The organism is Lachnoclostridium sp. Marseille-P6806, assembly GCF_964238185.1.
Lineage (GTDB): Bacteria > Bacillota > Clostridia > Lachnospirales > Lachnospiraceae > Brotaphodocola.
In genome coordinates, this window is sequence record NZ_CAXSLG010000010.1 from 91,471 (window position 1) to 108,878 (window position 17,408).

At 48.4% G+C, this 17,408-nt stretch carries 15 protein-coding genes and 1 pseudogene; 2 read left to right on the plus strand and 14 right to left on the minus strand.

Translation table 11 applies throughout. The features are described 5' to 3' along the window. Positions 1-106 precede the first annotated feature (106 nt). From ACESON_RS13390 to ACESON_RS13415, 6 genes are all read right to left on the minus strand, one after another. The gene (locus ACESON_RS13390; RefSeq protein WP_373110438.1) at positions 107-1,369 is read right to left on the minus strand and encodes an N-acetylmuramoyl-L-alanine amidase; all 1,263 of its coding nucleotides are present in this window, start codon (positions 1,367-1,369) and stop codon (positions 107-109) included. A gap of 11 nt (positions 1,370-1,380) precedes the next feature. Further along, complete coding sequence (gene mnmA, locus ACESON_RS13395) at positions 1,381-2,577, minus strand: tRNA 2-thiouridine(34) synthase MnmA (protein ID WP_373110404.1); 1,197 nt, start codon at positions 2,575-2,577, stop codon at positions 1,381-1,383. Beyond that, the gene (gene nifU, locus ACESON_RS13400; RefSeq protein WP_177994361.1) at positions 2,577-3,014 is read right to left on the minus strand and encodes a Fe-S cluster assembly scaffold protein NifU; all 438 of its coding nucleotides are present in this window, start codon (positions 3,012-3,014) and stop codon (positions 2,577-2,579) included. The genes mnmA and nifU overlap by 1 nt, the downstream gene beginning before the upstream one ends. A 46-nt stretch (positions 3,015-3,060) precedes the next feature. Then, on the minus strand, positions 3,061-4,263 hold the full coding sequence (gene nifS / locus ACESON_RS13405) for a cysteine desulfurase NifS (protein WP_373110406.1): 1,203 nt from the start codon (positions 4,261-4,263) through the stop codon (positions 3,061-3,063). Between the two features lie 188 nt (positions 4,264-4,451). After that, positions 4,452-5,744, minus strand: coding sequence for a TRAP transporter large permease (locus ACESON_RS13410; RefSeq protein ID WP_373110408.1), 1,293 nt, complete (start codon positions 5,742-5,744; stop codon positions 4,452-4,454). A gap of 3 nt (positions 5,745-5,747) precedes the next feature. Next, complete coding sequence (locus ACESON_RS13415) at positions 5,748-6,269, minus strand: TRAP transporter small permease (RefSeq protein WP_373110410.1); 522 nt, start codon at positions 6,267-6,269, stop codon at positions 5,748-5,750. Between the two features lie 219 nt (positions 6,270-6,488). Between ACESON_RS13415 and ACESON_RS13420 the strand changes: the two genes are divergently transcribed. After that, on the plus strand, positions 6,489-8,021 hold the full coding sequence (locus tag ACESON_RS13420) for an oligosaccharide flippase family protein (protein ID WP_373110411.1): 1,533 nt from the start codon (positions 6,489-6,491) through the stop codon (positions 8,019-8,021). A gap of 33 nt (positions 8,022-8,054) precedes the next feature. On the opposite strand, the gene ACESON_RS13425 is transcribed toward ACESON_RS13420, so the two are convergent. From ACESON_RS13425 to ACESON_RS13435, 3 genes are all read right to left on the minus strand, one after another. Beyond that, on the minus strand, positions 8,055-9,218 hold the full coding sequence (locus ACESON_RS13425; protein WP_373110413.1) for a class I SAM-dependent methyltransferase: 1,164 nt from the start codon (positions 9,216-9,218) through the stop codon (positions 8,055-8,057). Between the two features lie 117 nt (positions 9,219-9,335). Next, entirely contained in the window at positions 9,336-10,211 is an 876-nt protein-coding gene (locus tag ACESON_RS13430; RefSeq protein WP_373110414.1) for a YitT family protein, read from the minus strand. Between the two features lie 78 nt (positions 10,212-10,289). Beyond that, positions 10,290-11,708 (minus strand): D-alanyl-D-alanine carboxypeptidase family protein, encoded by a 1,419-nt coding sequence (locus tag ACESON_RS13435; RefSeq protein ID WP_373110415.1) that lies wholly within the window; start codon positions 11,706-11,708, stop codon positions 10,290-10,292. Positions 11,709-11,936: 228 nt separating this feature from the next. Between ACESON_RS13435 and ACESON_RS13440 the strand changes: the two genes are divergently transcribed. Next, positions 11,937-13,400, plus strand: coding sequence for a polysaccharide deacetylase (locus tag ACESON_RS13440; protein WP_373110417.1), 1,464 nt, complete (start codon positions 11,937-11,939; stop codon positions 13,398-13,400). A gap of 106 nt (positions 13,401-13,506) precedes the next feature. Here ACESON_RS13440 and ACESON_RS13445 read toward each other — a convergent pair. From ACESON_RS13445 to glnA, 5 genes and pseudogenes are all read right to left on the minus strand, one after another. Beyond that, positions 13,507-13,991: pseudogene (locus ACESON_RS13445) on the minus strand (AAA family ATPase). A gap of 153 nt (positions 13,992-14,144) precedes the next feature. Further along, positions 14,145-14,921, minus strand: a complete 777-nt coding sequence (locus ACESON_RS13450; protein ID WP_373110440.1) for an N-acetylmuramoyl-L-alanine amidase — start codon at positions 14,919-14,921, stop codon at positions 14,145-14,147. Between the two features lie 67 nt (positions 14,922-14,988). Further along, positions 14,989-15,429: an Lrp/AsnC family transcriptional regulator gene (locus tag ACESON_RS13455; RefSeq protein ID WP_373110419.1), complete on the minus strand. Its 441-nt coding sequence runs from the start codon at positions 15,427-15,429 to the stop codon at positions 14,989-14,991. Between the two features lie 35 nt (positions 15,430-15,464). Next, entirely contained in the window at positions 15,465-16,013 is a 549-nt protein-coding gene (locus ACESON_RS13460) for an ANTAR domain-containing response regulator (protein ID WP_373110421.1), read from the minus strand. A 51-nt stretch (positions 16,014-16,064) separates the two neighbouring features. Beyond that, on the minus strand, positions 16,065-17,402 hold the full coding sequence (gene glnA, locus ACESON_RS13465; RefSeq protein WP_373110423.1) for a type I glutamate--ammonia ligase: 1,338 nt from the start codon (positions 17,400-17,402) through the stop codon (positions 16,065-16,067). Positions 17,403-17,408 lie beyond the last annotated feature (6 nt).

Consider the following 17,408-nt stretch of genomic DNA (forward strand, 5'->3'; position numbering starts at 1 on the left):
AAACCTGATTTTTCAGAAGCTATATCTTCCCGGTAACCGTTCAGCCATACTTTTTGTCCTCTGTAAGCAGGCAAGAAGATGCATGGCTGAACGGTTATTCTTCTCTCTAATTTCCAAAGAACAGATCCACGCCGTCTGCCAACCCGTTCCCCAGCTGTTCCAAAACTGCTGCGGAGTGATTCGACGCCTTGTCTCCCAACTCAATATCAATCGACGGTACTGTAGAATAAGAGGTCTGCGTCAGATCCATTGCCATTTTCCCACTGGAAAAAATCTTCACTCCTGCGCCCTTTAAGCCTGTCAAAAGACTGTCCCCCAGCTTATGATGCTCCTGCCAGTGAGAAGCCACCGGCTCCATGCTGCGGTAGGATGCTGTCTCCGGTACACTCATGTAAAACGCTCCTTTATCGCTGGTTGTGGAATCCCAGTGAAGGGCAATGTGACAGTCTGCCCGATTATTGGCAATTACCGTCCTTGCAATGTTATCCAGCTGGACATCATCCCCTTCCCGAATCATCAGTACATTGTATCCCCGGGCAAGCAGCTTATCCTTCAGCACCTTTGCCATGGCAAGAGTCACCTTTGCCTCCGCTGTGCCGTCTGCAAACTGCATTCCGCCGGACACTGCCACTGCACTTGTGGCTCCGGCGCCTGTGGTTCCGCCCGTTACCTTTGGAGTTCCGTCCGGATGACACTGGGTCTTCACACTGGAGCCGCCGCTGGTTCCGTGTCCTGCATTCACGCAGACCACCTTTCCCTTCCGTGCAGCTGCCTCAGAAACATAAAGTCTTGCGACTCCTGAATTGATTTTGGAATATCCGGCATATTTCCACTCTGGATTCAAACGAATCTCTTCTGCTGATCCATTCTGAACGCCAGCATCCACACTGCCGGCACTTCCTGCCGCTGTACCCTCGGAGGAACCGCCTCCCACTGTCTGGACAGAAGGTTGACTGGTTGTCAGGTACTGAGAGGCTGCATAGCAAACCTGTCCCTGATACTCTACTCTGCTCCAGGACTGGCTGTAACCTGTTCTCTTAAGTTCTGAGCCCCGTCCTGCCCGGCCGATAATCTGGCTGTCTGAGCCCGGTTCTGTCCGAATATTCAAGCTGCTGGCATTAACATAGACTATTTCTGATCTCTCCTCCATCGAGGGAGCAGTTTCCTTTGTCCTGTCTGTCTGATTGGCACTGACCTGGGAAACCGGCATAGTCATCTGCTCCTCTTCTCTCTGTGCTTCTTTGTCCTGTCTATCACTGCTCTGGCCGTCCAGCGCCGACTCCCATCCTTCTCCCGCCAGCTCTATCTTTTCATATTTCTGACACCCTGCCGCTGCCAGAGAAACAGCCGCTGTCACAGCCAGAATCATCCATTGCTTTCTCACCGAATTGTACCTCCGCCTGCTACATAATCGCCGTCATAAAATACAACTGCCTGTCCCGGAGTCACTGCCCGAACCGGAGTCAGAAAACGACACTCTACCAGATCCTCTCCTATTTCCCGGATCCGACAGGGCGCCCCCTTGTGGCTGTAACGAATTTTCGCCACAACCTCCCGCTCTTTTCCGTGAAGGCCGTCGATTGCCATCCAGTTCAGTTTATCACAAATCAGCCTGTCCGTAAATACATCCTCATTACTTCCAATTACCACTTCGTTGGTATCCGGACGGATCTCTACCACAAAGACAGGATGTCCCATGGCAAGTCCCAGTCCCTTTCTCTGTCCAATGGTATAATGCGTAATTCCCTGATGCTGTCCCAGAATATTGCCTTCCCGATCTACAAAATTTCCCGGTCCCGGAAGCTGTCTGCATGGCTTGTTTGTTTCACATGACGCGCATCCGCCGCAGGATTCCAGCTGCGTCTCCCGGTTTTCCCGCTCAATCTCCTCTTCAATAAACCGTGCGTAGTCATGATCCGGAATAAAGCAGATTTCCTGGCTGTCTGCCTTATGAGCCACCTTTAATCCCAGCTCCTCTGCCATCTGGCGGATCTCCTCCTTGGAATAATCTCCAACCGGCATCAATGTGTGGGAAAGCTGTTCCTGGGTCAGATTATACAAAGCATAGGTCTGATCCTTTGCATCTGTGGCGGACCGCTTTAATGCGTAACGACCGTTTTCCAGCTTTTCCACCCGGGCATAATGGCCTGTAGCAATATAATCGGCGCCAATGTCCATACTCCGCTTCAAAAGCGATTCCCATTTTACATACCGGTTGCAGGCAATGCAGGGATTAGGCGTTCTTCCGTGAAGATATTCCTCCACAAAATAATCCATTACCTTGTTTTTGAATTCTGACCGGAAGTTCATAACATAATACGGGATCTTCAGCTGCCAGGCCACTCTCCGGGCATCATCCACAGCGCTCAGGCCGCAGCATCCGCCTTCCTCCTGCGCAGTTTCCTCGTCCTCCTGCCAGATCTGCATGGTAACTCCGATAACCTCATACCCCTGCTGCACCAAAAGCCAGGCGGCTACCGATGAATCGACGCCGCCTGACATTCCAATCACTACTTTTTTCTTCTGATTTTTTTCCTCCCGCACAGCCTCGCTGCCCGGAACCTGTTCTGATTTCATCAATATTCTTCTTCCTCTTCGTGCTCACTGATATCGCTCTTGGGCTGCTCCAGACCTTCGATCTGAATTCCGTTTTTCTGGGCATAATCCCACAGTGCGGCATGGATTGCCTCCTCTGCCAGCAAAGAACAGTGTACCTTAACAGGGGGCAGTCCGTCAAGTGCTTCCATCACTGCTTTATTGGTTACTTTCATAGCATCCTGAATGGATTTGCCCTTCACCATTTCCGTAGCCATACTGCTGGTTGCCACTGCAGCGCCGCAGCCAAAGGTTTTAAACTTAACATCCCGGATAATCTGATTTTCATCCACATCCAGATAAATCCGCATAATATCTCCGCACTTGGCATTTCCCACTGTTCCCACTCCGCTGGGATTCTCCAGCTCTCCTACATTTCTCGGGTGTTCAAAATGATCCATTACTTTTTCTGTATACATTGTCAAATTCTCCTTTTTGTACGTTGTAATTATCTGTTTTCTCTTTTTATGCGGAATGAGATTTGCCCTTTTCCTGCTTCTTCATATAGTCCTCATACAGCGGAGACATATTTCTCAGCCGTGCAACAATCTCTTTGATGCTTTCCGCCACAAAATCCATCTCCTCCTCTGTATTTTCCTCACTGAGAGTCAAACGAAGAGAGCCGTGAGCAATCTCATGGGGCAGACCAATAGCCAGAAGCACATGAGAGGGATCCAGAGATCCTGAGGTACATGCAGAGCCACTGGAGCCGCAGATTCCCTTTCCGTCCAACAGGATCAGAAGAGACTCTCCCTCTATAAACTGAAAAGCGAAGTTTACATTGTTAGGCAGACGATTGGTTCTGTGTCCGTTCACTCTGGTGTAGGGAACCTCTGCCATCACCCGCTCAATCAGATAATCCCGCAGTTTTCCTTCCCGCTGTGCCCGCTCCTCCATAGTATCCATGGCAATCTGGACAGCCTTTCCAAATCCTATAATACCCGGTACATTTTCTGTCCCTGCACGGCGCTTTCTCTCCTGTGCCCCTCCATGGATAAAGGAACGAATTTTTATGCCCTTTCTGATATAAAGAAATCCAATCCCCTTAGGTCCATTGATTTTGTGAGCGCTGGCACTCATCATGTCAATCCCCAGCTCATCCACATCAATGGGAAGATGGCCATAGGCCTGCACCGCATCTGTGTGAAATAAAATTCCATGTTCTCTGGCAATCGCTCCGATTTCCTTAATCGGCTGAATCGTTCCGATCTCATTATTTGCAAACATAATAGAAATCAAAATGGTATCCGGGCGAATGGCCTTTTTTAACTCCTCCAGCTTTACCACACCATTTTCGTCCACATCCAGATACGTTACCTCAAAGCCCTTCTGCTCCAGATACTGACAGGTGTGCAGCACTGCATGATGCTCAATTTTACTGGTAATGATGTGCTTTCCCTTTTGTCCGTAAGCATCTGCTGCAGCCTTAATGGCCCAGTTATCTGCCTCTGAGCCGCCGGAAGTAAAATAAATATCCTCTTTTCTCGTTCCAATCGAAGCTCCAATCACCTCTCTGGCTCTGGTTACTGCCTCCTTAACCGGAGCAGAAAATTCATACACAGAGGATGGATTTCCGTAAAGCTCCGTAAAATACGGAAGCATGGCCTCCACTACCTCCGGCCGTGTTTTTGTTGTTGCTGCATTATCAAGATATATTAAATTTTTCATAGAAATCAAATCCGCCTTTCCTCATAAGCTATAAAAAGCTTCTGCGCAGAAGGCCTGGTGGCTTTCTGTTATCTGTATTATAACTCTTATTTCCTAGTATTTCAATAGGAATTGAAAAAAAATCTAAAACAAAATCCCCCCTCCATTTCTGGAGAGGGGATTTCGTTCTTCTTTATGTTACCAGGGGATTATGCCAGCACCTGAGGTAACCACAAGCTGATTGCCGGAACAAAGGTAATGAGAAGCAGTGTTACAATCATGCAAAGATAGAAAGGAAGCGTTGCCTTTACTACCTTTTCCATCGGCAGCTTTGCTACTGCCGAGCCGATGAACAGCACTGCACCTACCGGCGGAGTCAAAAGTCCGATTCCGCAGTTCAGAACAACAATAATACCAAACTGAACCGGGTCAATTCCGATAGAGGTTGCAATCGGAAGAAGAATCGGTGTTGCAATCAGAATAATGGGCGCCATATCCATGATACAGCCAAGAACCAGAAGAATCAGATTCAGCAGCAGAGCCAGAATAATCGGATTGCTGGTCAGACCGGTAATGGCGTTTGCCGCCAAATCCGGCACATGGAGTCTGGTCAGGCAGTATCCGAAAATACTGGAGGTAGAAATCAGGATCAATACGATAGACAGGGTGTCCACGCTGTCTCCCATTACTCTCCATACGCCCTTCCAGTCAAGGCCCTTATAAATATAAACGCTTACGATTAAGCTGTAAATAACCGCAATTGCCGCAGATTCAGTTGCTGTAAATACACCGCATACAACACCTACGACTACAATCAGAACAGCTGCCAGCGCCCAGAAAGAAACGCTTAACTGTTTTAAGAGATTTGCAACGCTGAATTTATCTCCCTTGGGATAATTCCGTTTTACGGAAATAATATAGGAACCTACCATGAGGGAGCCTGCTAACAGCGCTCCAGGAATATATCCTGCCAAAAACAGGCTTCCAACAGAGATACCGCCTGCTGTTGTAGCATAAATTACTATGTTGTGGCTGGGCGGAACCAGCAGTCCCTCACAGGAGGAGGTAATGGTTACTGCTGTAGAGAAATCTGCATCATAGCCCTGATCCACCATCATCGGGATCAGAATGGTTCCAAGAGAAGCGGTATCCGCTGCTGCAGAACCAGAAATGCCGCCAAAGAAATAAGAAGCCACAATGTTTACCATTGCCATGCCGCCCCGCATCCATCCTACACAGGCGTTGGCCAGAGCAATCAGCTTCTCAGAAATACCGCCGGTTCCCATCAGAGAACCCATAACAATAAAAAACGGAACTGCCATCAGGCTGAAGGAGCTGATTCCCTTTACCATCTGCTGGCAGACCGCAGACAGGGGAAGTCCCTGGCTTAACAGACAAAGCACAGAAGACAGCGCCACTGCATATGCGATAGGAAACCGCAGAAATATCATAATAAAAAAGCTTGCCAGAAGCACCATAATTGCAAAACTATCTCCACCCATTCCTTATGCCTCCCTTCCAAGCACGACATCCTTAATATGGTTGTACAGTGCCTCCAGTTCAAAAATCACCATAGCAATACCGGCTAAAGGAACCGGAAAATACATCCAGAATCTGGATACGGACGGCATACTTACATAGGTGCCTTTTCCGCCAATCTGCACCGCATACTTCCAGCCAACTACGATCATAATAATTGCCAGAATCATAACACAGAGATCTGACAGAATATCCAGACCCTTCACTAACATATCCGGAAGATAACAGTCCAGAGCCGTCATACGGATATGAGCATTGCGCCGGATAGCCAGGGCTGCAGAAAGCACAGCCATATAGGACATACAGGTAAGAACAACCTCTTCTGACCATGCCGGATCTGGAATAAAGGATACGTAACGGCCAACTACAGACATACAGGTAATCAGAATGTCTGCTACAAGAAGCAGCTTACAGACAAACATAACAAACTGATATACCTTGTCATAGACTGGCTTCAGCTTGTCCACTGAGTGAAAAAACTCTCTCATGGTACTTCCCCCTTTGTAATTTTCTTGTACCAAAATCTGTACCGAATATTATCATAGCTTAAACGTTTCCATAACTCCATTAAGACCACATAAAGAAGGATTCCTATTGTATTTATTTTTTCTTTATACTTTTTTTATAATTTCTTTTTTGCTGCACACATAGTTTTCTGCGTTTCCCCGTAAACTGTAACAACAGCTGTACCCGGAGGCCAGACTTCCATGTATACCCTTTCTTCTCTCTCTCCCCGAAAAAAGGCTTTTCTGTTCAGTACCCTGCTTTTGACAGCATCTGGCTTTATCTGCCGGGTACTGGGCTTTTTTTACCGGATTTTCCTGTCCCGCACCATCGGAGCAGAAGGACTTGGTATTTATCATATGGTTCACCCTGTTTTCGGCATCTGTTTTTCTCTCTGCGCCGGTTCCATCCAGACTGCCCTCTCCCAGCTCATTGCCTCGCGCACAGCAGATGGCAAACGCATCTTTCATCGTGGTATCGTTCTGTCTATGGGGATGTCCCTGATTCTGTCTGCTCTGATCTGCAGATACTCCGATTTTCTCGCCCGTTATGTCCTGATGGCACCGGAATGCGCCCCATATCTTCCTGTCATGGGGATTTCTGTTCCTTTTGCCGCCTTCCACGCCTGCATCAACGGTTATTACTACGGCGTCCAGAAATCCAGGGTTCCTGCCTTTTCTCAAATTGCAGAACAAGTGATCCGCATGACCCTTGTTTTTTTTCTGGCCAGCTCTATGATTGCTGCCGGAAAAGAAATCACCGTTGAGCTTGCTGTAACCGGCCATCTTATCGGAGAAATAGCCTCTGCTCTTTTTACCTTCCTGTGCCTGATTTTTATTCCGCCTCAGCGAACTTCCCCCTCTGCTCCCGCCCAGACTCCGGCTGCTTCCATCAGTCTTCCCCTGCTTACTCTGGCCTTTCCTTTGATGGGAAACCGCCTGGTTTTAAATATTCTGGCCAGCGCCGAAGCTGTCTGGATTCCCAACTGCCTGCAGCGCTTTGGCCTTTCCTCCGTTGAGGCCTTTTCTGTTTATGGTGTCCTCACCGGAATGGCCCTGCCCTTTATTCTCTTTCCCTCTGCCATCACCAATTCCATGGCTGTGCTTCTCCTGCCCAATGTAGCTCAGGCTCAGTCAGAAGGTAAGCAGGAACGGATCTCCTCCTGCATTGCCATGTCCCTCCGGTACAGTCTGTATATGGGAATTCTCTGTACTGGTATTTTTATTTTATTTGGCTCTGCCCTGGGAAACAGCGTATTCCATGATCCCACAGCAGGACGTTTTATCCGGATTCTGGCATGGCTCTGTCCGTTTCTCTATCTGTCCACCACCACAGGCAGTATTCTCAATGGGCTTGGCCGCACCCGCACCACCTTCCTTCACAATACCGCCGCTCTCATTCTTCGCATTTGCTTTGTCCTGTTTGGAATTCCCCGATTCGGTATTCTAGCCTATCTATGGGGAATGCTTGCCAGCGAACTGTTTTTGTCCCTGCTTCATTTATATGCCCTTTTTCGTCAGATTCCCTTTTTCTGGAATGCCTGGGAAATGATCGGAAAGCCATCCTTCTTTCTCCTGCTTTCTGCAGGCATTCACTATTTTGTTTCTGCCCTTCACCCAGAAACAGGGCAGCTTCCCCTCTTTCTGGAAACTGCCCTGCAAATATTCTTTTTCTCTTTTTCTTATGGCGGACTGCTGCTGGTATTCCACCTGGGACGGTTGAGAGACAGACCGTAGCCCCTGCTGCGCCGGGACAAAATCCCGCCCTGCCTACACCGTCCGTATCATGGGAAGTTCATTATTAACGCCCTTAGAAAGAAGAAGCTGATGAAGATCTACAATCCCATTATGAAAGGCCGCTGCGCATGATGCCAGATACAGCTCCCACATCCGGACAAACTCCTGTCCCCGCTCTTTCTCCAGCTCTTCCCTGTGTTTCAGAAAATTCTCCCTCCAGCAAAGAAGGGTTTTTGTATAATGGCGGCGCAGACTTTCTCCATCCAGCAAATAAAAATTCTGTTCCGGAAGCAAATTCACAATTTCCCTGAGACTGGGAATCACTCCGCCAGGGAAAATATACCGGCGAATCCAGGGATCCCCCGGATGCTCCCTCTGAGCGCTGATATAATGAAGCAGAAACAGCCCTCCCGGCTTCAGCACCTGCTGTACCGCCTCCAGAAACAGCCCATAATGGCCCCGCCCCACATGCTCCAGCATTCCCACACTGACTGCCCGGTCAAACATCATCCCACTGTCCTTTAGCTCCCGGTAATCCATCAGCTTTACTGTCATGCGATCCTGCAGATGGTTTTCCTCAATCTCCCGGGACACCTGTTCAAACTGCTCCTGGCTTAGGGTAATCCCCACTGCCTTCACCCCATAGTGAACCACTGCCCGTTTCATCAAAAATCCCCATCCGCAGCCAATATCCAACAGAGTCATCCCCGTCTTTAGCTGCAGCTTCTTTAAAATATGATCCACCTTTCCCACCTGGGCCTCAAAAAGCGAAGTATCCTCCTTCTGAAAATATCCGCAGGAATAGCTCATGGTCTCATCCAGCCAAAGATGATAAAAATCATTTCCTAAATCATAATGGGAAGCTACCTGCTCCTTTTGCTTTTTTTCGTTTAAAGAGGTATGAAGCAATCCGGCAAGAGCCCATCTGCTTGTCCGAAATCGCTCCATAGATCCAAGAAACAGATCCAGCACCTGATACAGATCCCCGTCCACCTCCAAATCGCCTCTGGCATAGGCCTCTCCCAAAGCCAGAGATGTACTTTGGAGCAGCTCTCTCCTGGGAATCTCCCGTCTGAGCTTTACCCGAAACTGTGCAGGGCCATTTCCAATTATCTGAAACTCCTCTGTTGTCTCCAGTTCAAAGGAAACCGGCGTTATCTCCTGCAGGTACCGGGCCATAAAATTCTTCTGTTTCATACTGTCATCCTTCTTTCCATTCCATTTACTGACAGTATGGACGGCTTTCCCACGCTTTAAACAAAGCTGCCTGTTTTTTCCCGTTTCCTTTTGACGGATACTTGAATCCCGCTTTTCTTAAAGCTTGGGACGATAGCGCATATCAGCCACTGTATAAACCGTCATAAATGCATCCGGATCGGTGTGAAGCATAAAATTCATCAGCCTCTGGTACTCGCTTTTATCCACGATTGTTATAATTTCATTGCGTTTTTCCATATTATAGGCGCCGATTGCCTCATAAATTGTTGCACCACTGTGAAGCTCATGAAGAATAAATTCTCTCAGCTCCTTCTCTTTTTTTGTAATAATACATACCCGCCGCTTCAAATTCTGTCCAAAAATAAAATGATCCAGCACAATCCCGTTAAAATATGTTCCCAGAATGCTGAGAACTACGGTTTTTTTATCATAAACCAGAGCGGAGGACAGGGCTACACACATGCCAGAAAGAGACATGGCCCGCCCCAGCTCAATATGCAGATACTTATTCATAATCTTTGCCACAATATCCAGACCGCCGGATGAAGCGTTTCTGTTAAAAAGAATGCTCAGTCCAATGCTGACCGTCAGCACATAGCAAAGCACATCCAGCTCTGCGCTTCCTGTCAGAGACTGAAAATGGGGGAATACCTTCTCAAAGATTCCAAGAAACAGCGGCAGCATAATGCTGGTATAAACGGTTTTTGCCCCGAATTCCCGCCCGCAGGTTAAGAATCCCACAATCAGAAGTCCCACATTAAAAATCATGGTAATGGCAGAAACCGGAAGGGGCACAAAGTTGGAAAGCACAATCGCCAGACCAGAAATGCTGCTCACCGACGCATGACTTGGCATCAAAAAGAAAAATACTGCTGCCGCAATAATTCCCACAGCCACTGTCAAAATTCCTGCTTCCTTCCAGAAGCCTGTTTCTGCCCAGAATTGTTTCTTTTGTTCGTTCTGTTTGTTCATTTTTGTAATCTCCTGTTATGTTCTAGGTTCATTCTATCAAAATGATTTCCTATGTCAAGTACAGAGCCCTCACAGCTGTCATTTTCCTCCTGCGAATACATTATCCGAATATTCCATCATCCATGCCCTCCTCAGCTTCTTCAGATAATCCCGATACCCGGCCTTTTTCACCGCTCCCTCTGTTACAATCTCCACCTCACCCAGAACCTTTCCCTTTAATTCATACCGGAGAACTCCGGCTTTTTCTCCCTCCTCTACCGGCGCTTCCATGGCATCTGGAAGCATCAGCTTTTTCTCCACCTGTGAAAAATCCTCTCCGTTTAAGCTAAGATAGGAAAATTCTCCCTGGTAAGACAAGGGAACGAAATCCTCGATTCCATCTGTTACTGCCATAAGAGGAAGCTTTGGCATTTCCTGATCCTCATACAACCTGCAGCTGGCATACCCATAATTTAAGAGAGCCTGAGCATCTGCAAACCTTGCCTTATAATCCGGAGCCGCCATGACAGCGGCAATCAAGCGGATACCATCCTTTTCCGCAGTAGCAGACAGACAGTATTTTGCCAGAGAAGTCGATCCTGTTTTCAGTCCTGTTACCCGGTAATTGGCAGGCATTTTCAGCAGCCTGTTTGTATTGGAAAGCCCGAACTCCTTTGTTCCCTGTTTGGTTACATGTGTGATCGTATCCATCCAGATTGTTGAATAATCGTGAATCTGAGGGTATCTGGTAATCAGCTCCCGGGACATAAGCGCAATGTCTCTGGCTGTGGTCAGATGCGAAGGATCTTCCGTCAGTCCGCAGCAGTCCACAAAATGAGTTCCTGTCATTCCCAGCCCTGCTGCCCGCTCATTCATCCTCCGGACAAACTCTTCCTCCGAACCTGCTATGTATTCTGCCATGGCAACCGACGCATCGTTTCCTGATGCAATTACAATACACTTAATCAGAGTTTCCACAGTCTGGAGCTCCCCCTCCTCCAGAAACACCTGGGAACCGCCCATGGATTTTGCATAAGCGCTGGTAACAACCTCATCTGTCATTTTGATTTTCCCCTCATCGATGGCATCAAAAATCAGAATCAGTGTCATAATCTTTGTAATGCTGGCCGGACTTCTCTGTTCATCTGCCTGCTTTTCATAAATAATCTGTCCGGTCGATGCCTCCATTAAAACTGCGCTGGGGGCAGAAATCTCCGGTCCGGAAACGGCTTCTGTATTTGTTTCCATGGCAGTCTCTGCTCCTGTACCAGCGGCCTTCTCTGCCCCTGCACCGCCGCCATTCTCTGCCCCTGCACCAGCGGCCTTCTCTTCCCCTGCACCAGCGGCCTTCTCTTCCCCTGCACCAGCAGCCTCTGCGCCATCCGCCTTCCCTTCCACGGCGAAAACAGTCCCTGCCGAGACTGGCATTTCCAGCCGCGGCTCTTTATTCCACCAGCCCCCGCCTGCCCCTTCTGTTCCTGCCAATACGAGACATAATGCCAGCAATATTTCTTTCATAGCCATCTCTCCCTGAATACTACCATCTATAAGATCAGTCTATGGCAGGCAGAAAGAATCTATGTTCCTCTCAGGCAACATCTGGCTATTTGCCCTTTTCTATGCTATGATAGAGGCAGGATTATATCTGGACTCTATCTGAGTCTGGTACAATCACTTACAGCATATTTTATCCCTGCACCAGTCTTCTGGCTGCAGCTTCAGATTACATAGAAATGAGAGGATATTATGATACCATACAATTCAGAAGAACGCGCTCGCTGGAGAAAACGCAGACGCACCATCCGGCGCATTACTGTCGCTGCAGAATGTCTGGCCATTGTTGCCATTCTGGCTGCAGGCGCTATGTTTATCGGAACAAAGATCAAAAATGCTTCCGGAAACAGTCAGAATTCTGCCTCTGGAGCAGCCACCGCCTCCAATCAGGCCCAAACGGAAGCAGCTCACTCTCCAGAAGGCATCCCTTCCGGTTCTCAGCAAAGTCCGGCATCCCCAGAAGAAACCACCTCAGAGACACCGGCTCAGAGCCTTCTTTCCCAGGCTTCTGCCCTGGCTGCCGGGTATGATTACGACAAGGCCATTTCCCTGCTTCAGGAGGATTCTCAGATGGCATCCCTTCCGGAGGTCCAGTCTGCGATTGCCCAGTACGAAACGATCCGTCAGTCCCTGGTTCGAACTCCTATCAGCAAAGTGACCCATGTGTTCTTTCACTCCCTGGTTGTCGATCCTGCCAAGGCCTTTGACGGCCAGTCAGATCAGGACGGCTACAATCAGGTTATGACTACCGTAGAGGAATTTAAAAAGATACTCCAAACCATGTACGATAAGGGCTACGTTCTGGTTCGCCTTCACGATCTCGCCTACGAAACCACAGATGAAACAGGAAAAACTGTGATGAAGGCCGGAGACATCATGCTGCCAGAGGGAAAACTTCCCTTTGTCATGTCTCAGGATGATCTCTGCTACTATCCCTATATGGACGGAGACGGATTCGCCTCCCGGATTGTGATCGGAGCGGACGGAAAGCCTACCTGTGAAATGATTCTCGATGACGGTACCTCTGTTACCGGCTCCTATGACCTGGTTCCCATTTTGGAGGATTTTATCCAGGAGCATCCTGATTTTTCCTACCGTGGCGCCCGGGCAGTTCTCGCATTTACCGGTTACGAGGGAATATTGGGATATCGGACTGCTGCCTCCTATGCAGATTCTCCTACCTATGAACAGGATCGCCAGGAAGCCGCAAAGGTTGCCCAGTGCTTAAAAGATCACGGCTGGGAGCTGGCCTCACACAGTTGGGGACATCTGGATCTGGGCACTGTCGAATGGGATCGCTTCAAAACAGATACCGATAAATGGGAGACAGAAGTAGACTCTCTAATCGGGCCTACGGACATTATTCTTTACCCATTTGGCGCTGATGTGGGAGACTGGCACCCCTACACTGCAGAGAATGAGCGGTTTACCTATCTGTATCAGGCCGGATTCCGGTATTTCTGCAACGTGGACTCCAACCAGTACTGGGTACAGCTTGGGGACACCTTCCTGCGCCAGGGACGACGCAATCTGGACGGCTACCGTATGTGGAAGGATATAACTGCCGAGGATCCCTCTCACAGAAAGCTGGAGGATCTGTTCCACGCAGAGGATGTTTTTGATCCTGCCCGCCCCACTCCGGTACCGGATATGTAACAGCTTCACAAATTGAAAGCGGCTGCTTCAAAGATGATTTTCCACCTATGAAGCAGCCACTCCTTTTTCTATATCAGATCGGCTCGATTTGAATCACTGTCCTTCCTTATCTCAGGCCCCTCTCCTCCAGATAATGGAGGATCACATTGACTGTTCCGTCAATGCCCAGCCGCGCCGTATTCAGCATCAGATCGTAGTTTCCCACATCCTCCCAGCTTCGTCCCGTATAATATCTGTGATAGTCCCGCCGTTCTTTATCAATCCGTTTGATATTTTTTATCAGATCCTTTTCCTCATACAAATGCTTCTCCTGGATTCTTGCTTCCCTTGCCTCCATATCTGCATAGAGAAATACACGAACCAGTCCCTCTTCTCCTTCCAGCACATAATCTGCACACCGGCCAATAAAAACGCAGGATTCTGCTGCCGCCAGCTTTCTGATTACCTCAGACTGAAAACGGAAAAGGTTATCCGCAGAATATTCTTGTCGTAGCAGTGTACGCCAAGCTTTTCTGCCAGCTTCTTTCCCACCTCACTGCCGCCGCTTCCATACTGTCTGCCAATGGTTACAATCCGTTTCCTGTTCTCCATAAAGCGCCTCCTTTCCGGCACAGCCTGACTGATGTTTTGTCTCTGACATAATACAGCCAAGACTTTTCAAGGTTCTGCTTCCTTTCACTCTCTGTGAATATCTTTATTTTATCATCTGTATTTCCTGAATGCAAGGCAGACCGCCTTCCTTTTCTACTTTTCCCTTTCCTTCACCATAAACGTCGGATATCCGGCTGCTCTCAGCGTTTTTTCCATCCACGCCGCATGATCCAGATTCAGATATGCGCCTACCCTCACCTTAAACCAGCCGTCCTCCGCCACCAGAAAGGCCGGATATTCCTCCTCCTTCAGCTGTTCTGCCAGACGCTCTGCCTCCTGTCTGTTCTTGTAAGCTCCCACCTGAATCTGATAATAAGCCGGACCGTCTGCCTCCAGCTTTACCGCTTCCAGAATTCCGTCTGCAATAGCCTGGGCAACCTTCTGGAAATTCTGATCAAAAAATCGGTTATCCTGCTCATGATCCAAAAATCCGGCTTCCACCAGCACTGCCGGCATTTTTGTTTTTCGCAAAACAATCAATCCCGGACGTTCCATCACCCCCAGATCCTTCCAGCCCATTTCCGTCAATTTTTTATTAATTTCTGATGCCATCAGCTGGGCTGCTCCTCCGTTATCATAGATCAGAGTCTGAATTCCAGATGCTGTCCCTGGAACCGGCATGGCATTTCTGTGAATAGACAGAAAATAATCCGAATCCTGGTAATTTGCCATTTCTGCCTTCTCCCCTGGCGTATGATAGCGGTCTGTAACCCGGGTATAGGATACGTCCATTCCATTTTCTGTCAAAATCTGTCCTACTGCCAGCGCCAGCCGCAGGGTATCTGTTTTTTCTTCCCGTCCCTGAAATACAGCTCCTGGATCCTGTCCCCCATGACCTGCATCAATTACAATACTGACCTTATCTGCCATTGCGATCAAAAATGCTCCTTTTCATACAATTCTAATATACTGTATGAAAAAGGAGCAAAAATGGAACTTAATTCTCCTGTACATCCACGCCGCGCGGTCCCACATGGGTAGAAAATACAATCTGGGTACTGGTCTTTCCAAACTTCTGAAGCTGGCCAATAAAAACATCCAGCTCCATAGTGCTGTGAAAAGCTACCTTGAGAATCATGGAATAATCCCCGGTAACACAGCTGCACTCCAGAATATTCGGCACGCTTTCCGCATAAGCATAAAACTTTGGCTTGTCATCCGGTACTACGTTCAGATTAATAAACGCAATAATGTGATATCCCAGCTTCATGGGATTTACCTGAGCATGATAACCGGAAATAATTCCGTCCTTTTCCAGCTTTTCAATCCGCGCTGAAACAGCCGGAGATGATAAAAATGTATTTTCTGCAATAGTTTTCAGTGAAGTTCTTGCATTATCCTGCAGCAGCCTTAAAATCTTTCTGTCAATATCATCCATACTGTCGTTCCTCCCCGTTCCCTCTTCTTCTGTTTCTATAGATTGCTGAGGCTGAGCACCATCTGAGCAGTTTCTACTATATTGGTTCCACTGTCCATACTGCACTTCTGCATATATCGGTGAGCCTCCTCCTCTGTCATTCCATTGCGCTCCATTAAAATACTTTTCGCCTGCATTAACAGGCTCTGCTCCTCTTCGCTCCTCTGCCGCAGCTGGCGCTTCATCCGCTTTTTCCGCCGTGCCTGGGCCTGAACCATCATCTCTAAGGTACTGAGAAGATCGTTTACCTTTAAAGGCATGGGAAGGCACACCACATCCTCTGGCATCTGAGATGTCCATTTGCTGGGAGATGAAACCATCAGCATGGAAAACTCTGCGCTCAGACAATCATGAAGCTCTGAATAAATCATATCTGCCAGCCGATACCCACACACCAGAATTCCGCCGTTTAACTCCTCGGTCTGGGCAAGAGTCTGAGCTCCGGAGGTGCAGACTGCGACAACGTCAAATCCGTTTTTCACAAGTATTCTTTTTATATTTTTTGCATCCTCCAGCTTGGAAAATGCCACGATTACGTTAGCCAACCTCTCACCTCCAGAACAGGAAATCCGGATCCCTTCTAAGCAGTCTGATGCTTAAAACTTATACAGGTATTCCTCTACCTCCCAGTCTGTCACTTCAGCCCGGAACTTTTTCCACTCTGCACTTTTCGCTGCCAGATATTTGGTATATACATGATCACCCAGAACCTTTCTGACAAAGGAGCTGTGTTCAAATGCTTCCAGGGCCTCTCCCAGAGTCTCCGGCAGCTGCTCAATCCCAAGAGCATCCATCTGTTCCTCTGTCATGGCAAAAAGATTGACATCCACACTTTTGGGCGGTTCCATTTCCTGCTTGATTCCATCCAGTCCTGCTGCCAGACAGGATGCCAGGGCCAGATAGGGATTAACTGCCGAATCAGGGCAGCGCAGCTCAATCCGGGTATTGCTTCCCCTGGTACAGGGAATACGAATCAGAGCGCTTCTGTTGGCTGCCGCTGACCAGGTCACATACACCGGGGCATCATATCCCGGAACGAGACGCTTGTAAGAATTGACCAGAGGATTGGTCAGCATGGTTATTTCCTTCATGTGGGCAAGAATCCCTGCCATAAACTGATATGCTATCCGGCTGAGTCCCAGACCATCCGTTTCGTCAATAAAAACATTGTGACCTGACTGGTCTGCCAGAGACATATTAATATGCATACCTGAGCCATTAATTCCAGCCTTTGGCTTTGGCATAAAAGTAGCGTGAAGCCCATGACGCTTTGCAATCGTCTTCACCGCCATTTTAAAGGTCATAATATTATCTGCAGCAGTCAGTCCGTCCATGTATTCCAGATCAATCTCATGCTGGGCCGGAGCCAGCTCATGGTGAGACGCCTCCACAGCAAACCCCATCTCCTCCAGATTCAGAACAATATCACGACGTACATTCTCTGCCATATCTACCGGGCCCACATCAAAATACCCGGCCATTTCCCTGGTGTCTGTAGAGGGTCTGCCGCTCTCATCTGTGTCAAACAGGAAAAATTCACATTCCGGGCCCACATGGAAGGTGTATCCCATTCTCTCAGCCTCTTTCAGAACCTTCTTCAGCACATACCGGGGATCGCCCTCAAACGGTTCCCCGTTGGGACGGTAAACGTCACAAATCAGGCGGGCAACCTTTCCCTGCTGCGGCCGCCAGGGGAATATCTCAAAGGTATTATAATCCGGATACAGATACATATCCGATTCCTCAATCCGAACAAATCCGTCTATGGCAGAGCCGTCAAATATGCACTGATTATCCAGCGCCCGTTCCAGCTGACTGGCGGTAAGAGCCACGTTCTTCAGCATACCAAACATATCCGTAAACTGCAGACGGATAAATTCTACATCCTCTTCCTCCACAATCCGGATAATATCTTCCCTACTGTAATTCTTCATTGCTTC

What these genes read in the sequence shown, in the direction of transcription:
- ACESON_RS13390 (WP_373110438.1), bottom strand. Translation starts at nt 1,369, where the DNA reads ATGATTCTGGCTGTGACAGCGGCTGTTTCTCTGGCAGCGGCAGGGTGT.
- mnmA (WP_373110404.1), bottom strand. Translation starts at nt 2,577, where the DNA reads ATGAAATCAGAACAGGTTCCGGGCAGCGAGGCTGTGCGGGAGGAAAAA.
- nifU (WP_177994361.1), bottom strand. Translation starts at nt 3,014, where the DNA reads ATGTATACAGAAAAAGTAATGGATCATTTTGAACACCCGAGAAATGTA.
- nifS (WP_373110406.1), bottom strand. Translation starts at nt 4,263, where the DNA reads ATGAAAAATTTAATATATCTTGATAATGCAGCAACAACAAAAACACGG.
- ACESON_RS13410 (WP_373110408.1), bottom strand. Translation starts at nt 5,744, where the DNA reads ATGGGTGGAGATAGTTTTGCAATTATGGTGCTTCTGGCAAGCTTTTTT.
- ACESON_RS13415 (WP_373110410.1), bottom strand. Translation starts at nt 6,269, where the DNA reads ATGAGAGAGTTTTTTCACTCAGTGGACAAGCTGAAGCCAGTCTATGAC.
- ACESON_RS13420 (WP_373110411.1), top strand. Translation starts at nt 6,489, where the DNA reads ATGTATACCCTTTCTTCTCTCTCTCCCCGAAAAAAGGCTTTTCTGTTC.
- ACESON_RS13425 (WP_373110413.1), bottom strand. Translation starts at nt 9,218, where the DNA reads ATGAAACAGAAGAATTTTATGGCCCGGTACCTGCAGGAGATAACGCCG.
- ACESON_RS13430 (WP_373110414.1), bottom strand. Translation starts at nt 10,211, where the DNA reads ATGAACAAACAGAACGAACAAAAGAAACAATTCTGGGCAGAAACAGGC.
- ACESON_RS13435 (WP_373110415.1), bottom strand. Translation starts at nt 11,708, where the DNA reads ATGAAAGAAATATTGCTGGCATTATGTCTCGTATTGGCAGGAACAGAA.
- ACESON_RS13440 (WP_373110417.1), top strand. Translation starts at nt 11,937, where the DNA reads ATGATACCATACAATTCAGAAGAACGCGCTCGCTGGAGAAAACGCAGA.
- ACESON_RS13450 (WP_373110440.1), bottom strand. Translation starts at nt 14,921, where the DNA reads ATGGCAGATAAGGTCAGTATTGTAATTGATGCAGGTCATGGGGGACAG.
- ACESON_RS13455 (WP_373110419.1), bottom strand. Translation starts at nt 15,429, where the DNA reads ATGGATGATATTGACAGAAAGATTTTAAGGCTGCTGCAGGATAATGCA.
- glnA (WP_373110423.1), bottom strand. Translation starts at nt 17,402, where the DNA reads ATGAAGAATTACAGTAGGGAAGATATTATCCGGATTGTGGAGGAAGAG.